At 35.6% G+C, this 13,635-nt stretch carries 12 protein-coding genes; 2 read left to right on the top strand and 10 right to left on the bottom strand.

The features are described 5' to 3' along the window. Positions 1–95: 95 nt before the first annotated feature. Positions 96–1,529: a deoxyribodipyrimidine photo-lyase gene (locus tag AB3I72_RS01200; RefSeq protein ID WP_368023429.1), complete on the top strand. Its 1,434-nt coding sequence runs from the start codon at positions 96–98 to the stop codon at positions 1,527–1,529. A 295-nt stretch (positions 1,530–1,824) separates the two neighbouring features. Here AB3I72_RS01200 and AB3I72_RS01195 read toward each other — a convergent pair whose 3' ends face one another. The 8 genes from AB3I72_RS01195 to AB3I72_RS01160 all read right to left on the bottom strand — a co-directional run bounded on the left by AB3I72_RS01195 (position 1,825) and on the right by AB3I72_RS01160 (position 11,585). After that, positions 1,825–2,817, bottom strand: a complete 993-nt coding sequence (locus AB3I72_RS01195) for an IS30 family transposase (RefSeq protein ID WP_368023428.1) — start codon at positions 2,815–2,817, stop codon at positions 1,825–1,827. A 218-nt stretch (positions 2,818–3,035) separates the two neighbouring features. Continuing rightward, positions 3,036–3,665, bottom strand: a complete 630-nt coding sequence (locus AB3I72_RS01190; protein WP_048736810.1) for an HAD family hydrolase — start codon at positions 3,663–3,665, stop codon at positions 3,036–3,038. A gap of 8 nt (positions 3,666–3,673) precedes the next feature. Beyond that, positions 3,674–4,435: a DeoR/GlpR family DNA-binding transcription regulator gene (locus AB3I72_RS01185; RefSeq protein WP_002357548.1), complete on the bottom strand. Its 762-nt coding sequence runs from the start codon at positions 4,433–4,435 to the stop codon at positions 3,674–3,676. Positions 4,436–4,657: 222 nt separating this feature from the next. Then, positions 4,658–6,094 carry a catalase gene (locus AB3I72_RS01180; protein ID WP_368023427.1) on the bottom strand — a complete coding sequence of 479 codons (1,437 nt, stop codon included), beginning with the start codon at positions 6,092–6,094 and terminating at the stop codon, positions 4,658–4,660. 307 nt (positions 6,095–6,401) lie between these two features. After that, positions 6,402–7,412, bottom strand: coding sequence for a hypothetical protein (locus tag AB3I72_RS01175; RefSeq protein WP_016633220.1), 1,011 nt, complete (start codon positions 7,410–7,412; stop codon positions 6,402–6,404). A 139-nt stretch (positions 7,413–7,551) separates the two neighbouring features. Next, on the bottom strand, positions 7,552–7,977 hold the full coding sequence (locus AB3I72_RS01170; RefSeq protein WP_002410186.1) for an 8-oxo-dGTP diphosphatase: 426 nt from the start codon (positions 7,975–7,977) through the stop codon (positions 7,552–7,554). Positions 7,978–8,065: 88 nt separating this feature from the next. Continuing rightward, positions 8,066–9,844 (bottom strand): ABC transporter ATP-binding protein, encoded by a 1,779-nt coding sequence (locus AB3I72_RS01165; RefSeq protein WP_002378276.1) that lies wholly within the window; start codon positions 9,842–9,844, stop codon positions 8,066–8,068. After that, positions 9,837–11,585 (bottom strand): ABC transporter ATP-binding protein, encoded by a 1,749-nt coding sequence (locus AB3I72_RS01160; RefSeq protein ID WP_002357553.1) that lies wholly within the window; start codon positions 11,583–11,585, stop codon positions 9,837–9,839. Before AB3I72_RS01160 ends, AB3I72_RS01165 begins: the two co-directional genes overlap by 8 nt. A gap of 136 nt (positions 11,586–11,721) precedes the next feature. Here AB3I72_RS01160 and AB3I72_RS01155 point away from each other — a divergent pair, with 136 nt between their 5' ends. Continuing rightward, complete coding sequence (locus AB3I72_RS01155; RefSeq protein ID WP_002357554.1) at positions 11,722–12,540, top strand: AraC family transcriptional regulator; 819 nt, start codon at positions 11,722–11,724, stop codon at positions 12,538–12,540. Positions 12,541–12,594: 54 nt separating this feature from the next. On the opposite strand, the gene AB3I72_RS01150 is transcribed toward AB3I72_RS01155, so the two are convergent. Next, on the bottom strand, positions 12,595–13,122 hold the full coding sequence (locus AB3I72_RS01150; protein WP_104855740.1) for a GNAT family N-acetyltransferase: 528 nt from the start codon (positions 13,120–13,122) through the stop codon (positions 12,595–12,597). 19 nt (positions 13,123–13,141) lie between these two features. Further along, a complete protein-coding gene (locus AB3I72_RS01145; RefSeq protein ID WP_368023506.1) occupies positions 13,142–13,594 on the bottom strand; it encodes a GNAT family N-acetyltransferase in 453 nt (150 codons plus the stop codon). Between the last annotated feature and the right edge of the window lie 41 nt (positions 13,595–13,635).

Here is a 13,635-nt window from a genome sequence, read left to right as displayed (position 1 = left end):
TTTATCGGCTTTTTGAAAAGTCTAGGCAAGTTGCTTTTAAAAATCAGCAGTCACGGTTACGATAAGCAAGACGAAGTATTTAGGAGGATTTAAAAATGAAAAGAGTAATGTGGTTTAGACGTGATTTACGATTACAAGATAATAAAGCATTAGCACACGCGTTACGAAATTCTGCAGCTGATGAATTGATTTTATTATTCCAAATGAATCCTCAACAATTTATTCAAGAAAGTGCTAATCATAACGCTTTTTTTGCAAGTTTAGCCTCGTTTAAAGAACGAATCGATCAAGAGGCACATTTACAAATCATGGTCGGCGAACCATTAGATTTATTTTCACGTTTGAAACGCAAATTACCCGATTGGCAGGCCATTTATTTTAATGAAGATACTTGTGGCTTTGGGGCAAAGCGGGACCAGCAAGCTATGCGCTTTTTTGAAGAAAATAATATTCAGTCTTTCTCTTTTCAAGATGCCTATTTGCATGGCTCTGAAGAAATTAAGAAGAACGATGGCAGCAAGTACCAAGTGTTTACGCCCTATTACAATAAATGGAAAGAGGCGCCTAAAGAAACACCGATTCCTGTTTCCTATACAGCTGAAAAAATTTTTAGTGCGTGTCTTTTTCCAGAAGAGGAGGCAGCTTATCGTGAACAGATTGCGAGTATTCCTTTAAAACACTATAGTATCGGCGAAAAAACAGCCAGAAGGTGCTTAAATACTTTTATTGATCAAAAACTTCAATCCTATGAAAATAAGCGTGATTTTCCTTATCAGGATCAAACGAGTCATCTGTCTACTTTTTTAAGAACGGGAGAACTTTCGATTCGCACCATTTGGCAAGAGCTTGCATCTGCGCCTTCTAGCTTAAGTAAAGAAACCTTCAAAAAAGAATTAGCTTGGCGCGACTTTTACAATATGATCTATAGTACGTTTCCACAACAAAAAGAGGAAGCTATTCAAGAAAAATTTCGTTATATTCAATGGACAAATGACCCAGAAATGTTTGTCAAGTGGCAAAAAGGGGAGACGGGGTACCCTATAATTGATGCCGCCATGCGACAACTGAATCAAACTGGTTGGATGCACAACCGCTTAAGAATGATAACTGCCTCTTTTTTAGTTAAAAATTTGCACATCGATTGGCGTTGGGGTGAAAAATACTTTCAAAAAATGTTGATTGATTATGATGCCGCCAATAATATCGGTGGCTGGCAATGGGCTGCTTCAACGGGAACGGACGCTGTCCCGTATTTTCGGATTTTTAATCCAATTATCCAGTCAAAAAAATTTGATAATGACGGCCAGTTTATCAAAAAATATGTTCCAGAACTTAAGCAAGTGCCACAAAAGTATATTCATCAACCAAATCTAATGAACGAAGCCTTACAAACGCAATATCATGTACATTTAGGAGAAAATTATCCAAAACCCATTGTCGATTATGCATCAAGTAAAAAACAAGCATTGTTTCTATATGAAGCGAGCAAAGAAATTCATCAAGAAATGAACAATCCAAGGTTTAAATAATCAATTCACCCAACTAGCTTAGCAAACTACTGTAAGGTTAGTTGGGTGAATTGATTAGTCGAAAGGAGAAGTGGCAATTTATCGGCTAAAGTTTTTTATTTTATTCTAGTTTACATAATATACATTATACAAAGTAGAGTAAAAAGGGCGAATGTTAGGAGTAAGTGCAACATATAATTGTTTTAGTATAACGATTGTTCGTGATTTGCTCTATTATATCATGTTTCAATTTCCATATAAATAGTATCGTTCGTTTTATTCTTTTTTATAACAATGTAAAAACTATTTGTTGGTGCTAGAAAGCTTTCGAATACTCCAAATTAAATTTGTGCTGCGGTGATTTCCACTTAAAGATTTTTCGTGGCCGTAAATTCATACTTTGAACAGCTTGATTGATCTTATTTTGAGAAATATTTTTAAAATTAGATGGTTTTGGAAAATATTCTCTGAGTAATCCATTATGATTTTCATTTGATCCGCGTTCATGTGGCGCGCATGGATTAGCATAATAGATTTTGCAGTCAAAAGTGTCTTCAATAAGTCCAATTTCAAACTGATTGACAAACTCGCTTCCACGGTCACATGTGATCGATTTCACACCATGTGGATACATTTCCACTAGACGCTTAATTGCTGTCATCATGGATCTACCTGTCTTGTTCGGTATCTTAATTGCTACATAATGCCTTGTTTTACGTTCTATGAATGTTGCTAGACACGCTGCAACACCTTGCTTGGACACAACGGTATCTGCTTCCCAATGACCGAACTCCGTTCGTAACTGAACCTCTTCTGGTCGGTTCTCCAACGTGCGCCCTTCAAAGAAAGCTCGATCCGGCCGTTTTAATCGTTTCCCAGTATTCTTTATTTTGTAACGTTTTCCACGACCGCGTAATTTCTTAATATCGAAAGGAACGATCTTTTTGTAAATCCAGTTATAAATTGTTGATGTACAAACCTTTACACTACGAACTGCGTTCGCTATCTGTTCCGGCGAATATTTCATATCAAGATACTTCATGATAGTTTTAGTATTGTGTACAGTAGCCTTAGTAGTTGTTCCGCAATTTTTCTTGCGAATACGTGCTAAATTACCAGAGCTAGTTGCTTGATAAGGCAAACTAGCGAGACTCTTCTTCTTTCTTTGCTCGGAACCACGTTTGATCTCTCTAGAGATCGTGGATCTATGCCGATCCAATCGGCGAGCTATCTCAGCCTGAGAGACTCCTTCCTTCAGATACGCTTCTATTTGTCCACGCTCTTCAGCTGATAAATGGTTATACGACATTTCATAAACTCCTATCTAAAAAAACAAACCCAACAAACGACGCTTCTAGTAAATCACAAAGATTTCTGCCCACAAATCCCTTAATGACAAGGCGTTCGTAGGTAGACCATTCTCATTTCACAATCTAGGTGATTGAAATCCTTGCTACGACAATCACTTGAAATAATCCTCACTTATGTTAACCGTTAATGAAATAACATATTTTTTAGTAAGCTGATCTATTTTAAGTGTTGTAATATTTCTAGAGGAGTTTCTAAACTAATATCTGCACTTGAGAATAGTGGATTTTCTTTTGCTCCCCACTTTGCTAAAGCAAATTTAGCTCCAGCTGATTGTGAGCTATGCATATCATAGATAGAATCGCCTATATAAATTGTTTCTTCGGGTAAACTTCCTAATTTATTTAATGCATATAGAATTGGTTCAGGATTAGGTTTATGTTTCGTTGTATCAGAGGCAGTTACTGAAATATCAAAAAGTTTACTTAAACCAAAATGTTCAAATTCATTTTCCATTTCTTCATTTGTTTTGGATGTAACGATCCCAATTTGTATCTCGTTTTCTTTTAACTTAGTCAATGCTTCTTCCACTTGAGGAAACAAAGTCGCAAGATGAGAGTATTGTTTAACATTTTCGGACCAACATGCATGTAGCTTATCAACTTCCTCTCCAGATGATGAATACCGTTCAATTGCTTTTTTACCTGGTATACCTAAGATATACTCTAAATTTTCTTCTGGAACGTCCAAGTTTTTCTCTTCTTTTAGAGTTTTTTGTAAAGACTTAATCATGACAAATTCTGTATCTAAGATTGTTCCATCTACGTCAAATAATACCGTTTTAATCATGTTTGCACCTACTTTGAATTTATTATAGAGACATTACTATCTGATATTGTTCTTTCTAAATCATCTGGTAGACGACTTTCTATAACAAGAAAATCAATATCTTCGAAATCTAAACCTTTATAGTTATGACTTAATCCGATTTTTGTATTATCAATTAGTAAAACTACAAGTTTGGATTGTTTTCTTATCTTTTTTTTGAAATCTATATCTTCATCGTAGGCGTAATAAATGCCTGAAGTTGTGATTCCAGCGGCACTCATAAAAGCAACATCAAAGATAAATGAATCCAGCTCAAGCATTGGTTTCGTTCCAACGACATTTCGTTTGATAGGATCGACGCTTCCACCTAAAATCTTAGTTTTACATTTAGTATTTCTCAATAGTTGGTCGGTAATATCTAATGAATTTGTCGTTGCTATGACATTCTCATAAGGTCTTATATGTCTTGGAATGCAACTGACCGTTGTCGAAATATCTAAAAAAATATGGGAATTATCTTTTACTAAATTACTAGCAGTTTTTGCTAGAATATCTTTTTCAGCACTGAGATCTTCAGTACGTTCAAGATATTCATCTAAACGACTAAAGGTATTGGGCAAACTAATTCCACCATATGTGCGATCAATAGCATTATTTTGAGCTAATTTGATAATATCTCTTCTTGCTGTATCTCTTGAAGAACCTGTTAAGTTTATAATTTCCTTCAAACTAAGAGTTCCGCGCGTCTTCAATTCCTCTAAAATTAACTCAAGTCGTTTCTTTTGAATCATAAACATGCCTCCTTTTAAGTTGGTATAAGCATATTTATACATTAGCTTAAAATAGATTATTTGTCAATGTTAACCCTCGATACATAACAAAAACACTCAACAATAATTTGCTGAGTGTTGCACTTTATTCTAGTATTCGGGAGTAGAGTAAAAAGCATTGAAAATCAAACAAAACCAGTCTTTAGTTTATCTAGACTGGTTTTGTCACTTGCGTTATATAAATTATGCTTGTTGCTTGATGGCTTGTGCGACACGTGCTCCATATTCTGGATTTACTCTAGTGAACAAATCAATTTGACGCGCGATGATTTCTTGATTTTTCACTTGACCTAAAGATGCCGCTATATTGTTAATTAAGTTTTCTTTTTCTTCGCTTGGCAGCAAATTATACAAAGCGTTTGCTTGTGTAAAGTGATCTTGATTATAGCTATAATTACCAACATTTCCCTCAACTTCAAAAGAACTAATTTTCGCCTTAGGATCTTCTTTTGGTGTTTCAGGATAACTATTTGGTTCGTAATTAATTTCGCTATTACCATTGTCAAAACGCATATTGCCGTCTTTTTGGTAGTTATTTACAGGCGCTTTTGCTTGGTTGATTGGCAATTGGTGACTATTAGCGCCCACGCGATGACGATGTGCGTCCCCATAAGCGAACAAACGTCCTTGCAATAATTTATCCGGAGAAGCTTCAATACCAGGAACGAAATTCCCTGGTGAAAAGGTTACTTGTTCAACCTCTGCAAAATAATTCTCTGGATTTCTATTTAAAGTCATCGTGCCAACTTCAATCAGCGGATACTCTTTTTGAGAAACCGTTTTTGTTACATCAAAAAGTGTTTCTTTCATTGTTAACGCATCTGCATACGGGATAATTTGCACAGATAATGTCCAAGAAGGAAATTCTTGATTTTCAATCGCATTATGCAAATCTTCAATATGGAAATCTGGGTTTTTCCCAGCAATTTCTTCTGCTAATTGACTCTCTAGATTTTTGATTCCTTGATTCGTCTTGAAGTGATATTTAACAAAAAATACTTCTCCAGCAGCATTGACCCATTTGAATGTATGGCTACCAAAACCATGCATGTGACGGAACGACAACGGAATGCCACGATCACTCATTAAAATTGTTACTTGATGAAGGCTTTCCGGTGAATGAGACCAAAAATCCCAAACAGCTTCTGGACTTTTCAAATGCGTCCGCGGATTTCTTTTTTGGCTATGAATAAAATCTGGAAACTTAATTGCATCACGAATGAAAAAAATGGGCGTATTATTGCCAACTAAGTCGTAATTTCCTTCGTCTGTATAGAATTTAAGCGCAAAACCGCGAGGATCACGCAATGTATCTGATGAACCTAACTCTCCAGCTACAGTTGAAAAACGAGCGAATAAAGGTGTTTCTTTGCCAACCTCAGATAAAAAATCGGCTTTAGTATATTGTGCCATTGATTGACTCACCTTGAAAATCCCATGAGCACCAGCACCTTTGGCATGAACAACCCGTTCTGGTACGCGCTCACGATTAAAATGAGCTAATTTTTCTAATAAATGAACGTCTTGGATTAGGACAGGACCAAATTCTCCTGCAGTTAGCGAATTTTGATTATCGCCAACTGGACTTCCTTGTGACGTAGTTAAATGTTGATTTTTCACCTAAAACACTCCTTCATCTAAAATTATACTCATTGTATAAAAAAACCACTCTGCATAACAAAAATAATGCTTAAAAACACTCGAAAACATTTGTTATTTAATAGAATGATTAAAAATAGCAGTAGAATTTAAATCAAAAACAAATGTATTAATTTTAAACTGTTTACACCACCAAAAATAACAACCAATAATTCAAAGAAAACTAAAATGCTGTTTTTTTATTCAAAAAAAGACCTAGCATCCCAATCATGCTAGGTCTTTCGTTACTTTTTTTGAGCGACCATTTGTTTTTATTGGTCATTCAGTGTTATTGATTAATTGCAACAGTTGTGTCTTCTGTCGATAGACCTGTCATAGAGGTGCTATCGGAAAAAATTTTTTCAACTTCTTGTTCTGATAAAATATTTTCTTTCTTAGGCATTGAAATCGTCGCTTTTTTGGCTTTTTGTGTAATGCTAATTTTACTAGATAATGATTCAAGTCCCATGTCAACGTTCTTGTCTTGTTGCGGTTTCACATTAATCAACATATTTGTTTTATTTTCTTTTGTATTAACGGAAACTTTGGCAGAAACATCTTTGACTTTTTCGAAAGGATCTTGTTCTTTACCTTTCTCAGATGTTTCTGTCGTAATTTTGATTAACTTTTGTAATTCTTTTTTTGTAAACGTATGGGTAATGGTATCCCCTTTTTTCTCAAACGTATCCTTATCTAATCCTTCTAAAAACTCTTTGTATTCTTCCATCGTTTGCTTAAGATCTTCTTCAGATTCTTGAGTCTCTTTAATTGTATCTTGCCATTCTTTCGCACTTTCCTCGTTCACGGTTAAAAGATCAATGTATTTTCCTTTTAGTTTTTCTGTATCTAACTGAGAACTATCAATAGCACCGTCAGTCATTGAGTCTGCGACAGCGACAATATATTCCATCATATCTGTTGCTAAATAGAGTTTTGGCTCTTTGCCCTCGTTATCTAATGATCCAACCAATGAAATCGGTACATCCATGCCCATAGCTTTTAATTTCATCTCTAAGTTGAACGCTTTTTCTTTTTTGGCATCTACTTGAATCTTCCCAGAAAGCGATGCGTCTTTGATTTGCGTGATGAGCATCCCAATCATAGGATTCGTTTGTGCACTATCTTCTTGTGAAAATTTCATGTCACTAATTGACATAGAGAAATCCCAAACCCCAGATTCTTGTGCGTTTTGATTGCTGATCCCTTGAATGAACTCATCTTTCGCACTTTTGCCACAGCCTGTCAGTAACAAAGCTGAACAGAAAACGCCTGTAATAATCCCCACTTTTCTTTTTAACACACTTTTTCCCCCTCATTATATAAAAAATTAATTCCCTTTTATTAAGAATAGCAAACATTGCTTATAAATAGCAATGTTTAATTTTAGATTTCCTCTCTTTTAATAAGTGGGATCGATTTAATCTTTTAGGTTTGAATCATTAAGCTGTATTATTTTTAAAATAAAATTGCTTTTCGCCAAAAAATACTGGGAAAAGTTCTGCTAAACTGCCAGCTAAAGGACCTTCTCGCAATTCTTTTTCAGTGACCCAAAACAAGGGTTGTTCCGTTTCTTCTGGTAGTTCAGCCGCTGTTTCTGCAATGAATAATGTGGCTAATTCCCGCGCACCCGAACAATCATTCAGCCATTCTGCAACACCTACTAATTGTGGTTTCAGCACTAATCCTGTTTCTTCAAGGAGTTCGCGAACCATGGCTGTTTCCATGCCCTCGTTTTTTTCAACATGTCCGCCAGGGAACGTCCAACCAGGCCAATCCTTTTTTTGTCGTTCTTGCACAAGGATTTCATTTTTCTGATTTCTAATCATACATAATGTTGTTAATTCCACTTCAAAATTCCGATTCATTTGGCACCTCATCATTTTTTCCTTTGTTAAGGTTACGATACAGAAAAACAGAGAAAGATTCAACTAAGAATTTTCTCTGTTTTATCATCTAGCTCTTTAATAAGTCGTATTGCGATTGATATAAATGATGATATAACGCATGTTTTGCCATTAGTTGATCATGAGATCCTTCTTCCACAATACGACCACCATCAATATAGAAAATTTTATCGCTATTTTTGATGGTAGAAAGCCGATGAGCAATAATAAACGATGTCCGTCCTTTCAGAAGTTGTTGTAATCCTTCTTGTAACAATTCTTCTGTTTTTGTATCAATACTGGAGGTAGCTTCGTCTAAAATTAAAATTTTGGGATCTGCCAGTAAAGCACGAGCAAATGAAATTAATTGGCGTTGTCCTGCCGAGAGTGTACTACCCCGCTCTTCCACAACTGTTTCATAGCCATCTTTTAAATCCTTGATAAAGTCGTGCGCACGAACAATTTTTGCGGCTTGGATAACTTCTTCCTCTGTGGCTGCTAAATTTCCGTACCGAATGTTTTCAATAATTGTTCCTGAAAAAATAAACGTATCTTGAAGCATTACCCCCATTTGTTTTCTTAACGAACGGAGTGTCACATCGCGAACATCATAACCATCAATTTTAACGGCCCCTTCATTCACATCATAAAAACGACTTAACAAATTGATGATTGTTGTTTTACCCGCACCTGTTGGCCCAACCAAGGCGATTGTTTGTCCTGGCTCAATATGAAAACTAACATCGGTCAAAATATTTTTTCCTTCTTCATAACGGAAATAAACATGCTGAAAGTCAACGGTTCCTTTAATTGGCGGCAACGCAATAGCATGCGGCGCATCTTGAATTTCTGGAACAACATCCATCGTTTCAAAAATCCTTTCCAAATAGGCAGTTGCAGTAATAAGAGAATTGTAGAAGTTACCAATATTGATGACCGGATTCCAAAAGTTATTGATATAACCGATAAAAGCAATTAGCGTCCCAGTAGTAACGGACACACCTAATTGACGGATTCCTACGAAATAGATAAAACAAGTCGTAATGACGGATATATTTTGCACTGCTGGCCATAATAAATACTGGACACGCACAGCTTTCATAAAGGATTGACGATATTCTTCGCTTACCTCGTTAAAAATCTGGAAATTTTCATCTTCTCGTGCAAAAGATTGTGTAATTTTAATTCCTGAAATACTTTCATGAATATAGGCATTTAAGTTTGATTGTTTATTGCTAAGCTCTTGGTAAGCTTTCCGTTGTTTCCCTTGGATAAATAGAACCATCACGAACAACACAGGCAATAGCAGTAAACTGTATAAGGTTAATTTCACATCAATAAATAACATGAAAATTAAGGTAATAATCACATTAAATAAATCAGAAATTAAATTGATCAAGCCGTTACTTAGTAAATCACTTAACGTATTGATGTAATTGACCACCCGAATTAAGATTTTTCCATGCGGCCGACTGTCAAAGTAAGAAAATGGTAATTTTTGTAGATGCTCAAAAATTGAAAAACGCATATCTTTTAAAATATCTTGTCCAATTTCTGTGATGGCATATATTCGATAACGCATACACCAACCAATAATCACCAAGGAAAATAGGAAAATAGCTCCTAGTATCAAGAGTAACGAGAGATTCTTTTGTGGAATTACTTGGTCAATCGCAATTTTAGTAAAGTAAGGGCCTAACATACTTGCCAGATTAGCTAATATGATGACAAATAATGTTTTAAAAACAGCTTTTTTGTAAGGCTTAATATAGGCGCCTAATCGTTTATAGTGAGACCAATTAAATTCTTTTTCTAAAGTCTCATCCACATCAAACGTATTTCTAGCCACGCGACTCACCTTCCTTTGTCAGACCTAATTGTTTTTGATATACGTCAAAATATTTGCCTTTTTGTTCGACTAATTCGCTATGCGTACCGCTTTCCACCACACGGCCTTTTTCCATCATCAAAATTAAATTGGCCTCTCTCACAGAAGAAATTCGGTGGGCAATAATAAATGTCGTTTTCTTTTCCGTCAAACGACCTAGTTCTTTTTGAATTTTTGATTCTGTTTCCATATCAACAGCGGAAGTTGTGTCATCTAAAATTAAAATAGCTGGATCTTTGGTTAAGGCACGGGCCAGTGAAATCCGCTGTTTTTGGCCACCAGATAGGCCAACGCCGCGTTCACCAACAATTGTTGCATAACCTTCAGGCATTCTGGAAATAAAGCTATGGGCATCAGCAATTTCAGCCATCATTTGCACTTGTTCCAAGTTAGCCAGTGTATTACCAAAAGCAATGTTATCTTCTATCGTATTGGAAAAAAGAAAGACATCTTGCATAACCATGGAGATATTTTCTCGCAATTTACGAACAGAATAGCTTTTAGCATCTTTTCCATCAATATAAACAGTGCCTTTTGTTGGATCATAGAACCGAGCGATTAAGTTAACTAAAGTGGTTTTGCCTGAACCAGTTTCCCCTAAAATACCAATTGTTTCACCAGGTTTTGCTGAAAATGAAACATCCGATAAAATGGGGGTTTCTGGATCATCTGAAAAATGAAAGGACACGTGATCAAACGTCACATAGCCTTGGATTGGTTCTGCTTCTTTTTCCCGAGCAATGGGAATCTTCGGTTTCGTTGCTAATAACTGACGAATTTTAATGGACGATGCCGTAAAGCGTTGCACATCATTGATCAACCAGCCACTCATTCGCATCGGCATGTTCAACATCCAGAGAAAGCCGTTAAAGGCCACTAAATCACCAATTGTCATCCGACCTTGAATTACAAAGAGGCCACCAAGAACTAAGGCAATAACATTTAAACTACCTGCAAAACCGTCTAACCACGGTAAATATTTTTTAGAGACATCTGCGGAAGCCATATTCCATTTTTTATAGTCTTCATTGTGCTTGTTAAACTTTTCAATTTCATAAGGTTCTTGAGAAAAAGCTTTAACCACCCGATTTCCACCAATATTTTCTTCGACCATTGAATTTAGTCGGGAAAAACTTTCCCGAATCTCAAAAAATACCGGATGCGATTCCTTCGACATTTTTTGTGTTAACAGAAAAATCAAAGGCGTAATTAAAATTAATGCCAGCATCAATTGCCAATTGATCGTCCCCATCACAATCACGGCTGCGATGAACCATAAAATACATTCTAAGAGGTTATAAGTGACCCAAGAAACAAAATGGCGGATAGCGTCTGTATCCCCTGTCATTCGCGCCATAATATCGCCAACACGTGTATGATTAAAGAAATCAAAATCTAATTCTTGAAGTTTGACATACATATCTTTTCTTAAGTCAAATAACGCAGATTGTCCAACCGATTCAAACAAGACTTGATAACTATAACGAACAACTGTCCGAATAACGGTCACTCCAATCATAATCCCAAGAATTGGGACAAGTTCTTCAGTTTTTCCCTGATTGATTACTTGGTCTACAATTCTGCCAGACAACAATGGAATAATAACAATTAAAATAGCGTTAATAACGACAAAAATAACAGCTAGCAGTAACTTATTCTTATTTTTTTTAGCATATTGCCAAATCCATTCAAAACTATTCATTTTCTCCCCTACTCTCTCTTGTTTTTATGGACGTGTATAAGATTACTGTTTTTTTATAGGAAAAGAAATGGGCATTCTTGTATATTTTGATGTACAATATAGTATAGAAAGCGGATACAAGTAGGAGTGATTTTTTATGAACTACACAAATAGTCGAACGTTTAATCCTGAAATTTTATATGCATTCGATCCTTGGAACGAAGAGACCCACCCTTATAATTGTCATCATCATGAATTTCTGGAAATATCTATTCTTTTAGAAGGTGAATCTGAATATATTGTTCAAGGGCAACAGTACCATGCCACTGCTGGTACGGTGTTTCTTTTTAATCCGCGAACGGAACATGGTGAGCAACAAAAAGCAGGAACTTACTCACATCAACTACACATTGGCATTTCAAATCTCTATTTAGAAGGCTTAGCGCGAAACGTATTTCCAAATAAATCAGCTTTATTAGATTTAAGTCATTTACATGGTGCTTTTTTAGAAAAAGCTTGGCAAATTGTTCATGAATTAAACCATCAAGAAGTTGAATCAGCGTTACAAATTAAAGCTTTAGTTATTGAACTATTGGTCTATATTTTAAGAAGTTTAGCAGTTGATCAAGAAAATAAAATTGAAACTCGGCTATCGAAAACGGAAAAAAGAAAACGAAATTTAGTCAATCATACGATTTATTATCTGGAAACGCACCATGACGAAGAAATTACTTTGGAACAGTTAGCTGAAATGTTATATGTTACCCCGACTTATTTGTCGAAAACCTTTAAAGCGGCCACAGGCGTTGGGCCAATCAATTATTTAATTCAAATCCGCTTAAACCATGCGAAAGAATTGCTGAAAAATGATTCCTTAAGTGTCAAAGAAGTGGCAAAAACGGTTGGTTACGAAGATGCCTATCATTTCAGTAAATTATTCAAAAAATATTATGGAAAATCCCCTTCACAATTTTAAGATAAAAAAACAAGGAATCGTCGGCTTCATTGCGTCCGTTTCCTTGTTTTTGCTTTACGTTGACTCTTTTAACTGTTTCGTCATTGTATAATCGGTATGACGTTCATTTCCCATATAAAAATCATGTTCATCTGTTTTGACGAAGCCTAATGATTGATAAAATTTTTGCGCTGAATGATTATGTTCCCAAACACCTAACCAAACCGTCTCTTTTTCTGCTTCTTCTGCTAATTCAATTGCTTTCGTAATCAAATGTTTGCCTAAGCCTAAACGCTTAAAAGATTTACGAATATAAATGCGCTCAACTTGTAACGCTTGTGGATGTTGATAGGTAATCTGAGCATCACCGTGATTTAATTTCACATAACCTGCAAGTTCATTATTATAAAAAGCAAAGAAATATTGCGAATCTTTATGTAAGATTTCGCTTTCTAAAACTGCTGGACTAAATTTCCTCTCATAATGTGCCTGTAAATCCTCTTCGTTTTCGCCATCTCCATAAGTATCTGCAAAAGTCTCTTGGCAAATGGCCTCTAATTCTGGTACGTCTGCGACGGTACACTCTCTAATAAATACTGACATACTAAAACTCCTTTGTAGATTAAATCAACTGTTTAATTAAAATTAAACAAGGATTCCAAGCGTCCCATAATGTCGGAAAAACCTCAAGGCGCTTAAAACCCAATGATTCGTAAAAACGAATAGTATGATCGTACACGGAATAATTTCCTTCGTCAACTGTTTTGACTTGAATAAAAAAATAGTTATTTTTAGAATGCGTTTCCACGATTTCTATCAATAACTTACCGATACCTTTGCGATGATACCGCTTTTTAACTGCCATACAATGGATTTCTATTGTATCTTTACTTGTTTCTGAAAGTGTTATAAAACCGAGTATTTTATTCTCTACATCCTTTGCCACCCACATAGGTAAAGTGCTAGCTATATCGATATACTTGCGGGTCTCTTTTTCAAGGCCAAACCATTCTGGAAGATTAAACAATACCTCTTGTGCTATCTGAGTCTTTTTATCTGCATTTTTTTCCCTCATAATTGTGAATTCTTTCAATTTACAACCTCCTTTTTGTTTAC

It is taken from the genome of Enterococcus sp. GC34, assembly GCF_040886645.1.
GTDB lineage: Bacteria > Bacillota > Bacilli > Lactobacillales > Enterococcaceae > Enterococcus > Enterococcus faecalis.
This window is presented reverse-complemented; position numbering and strand designations above follow the sequence as displayed.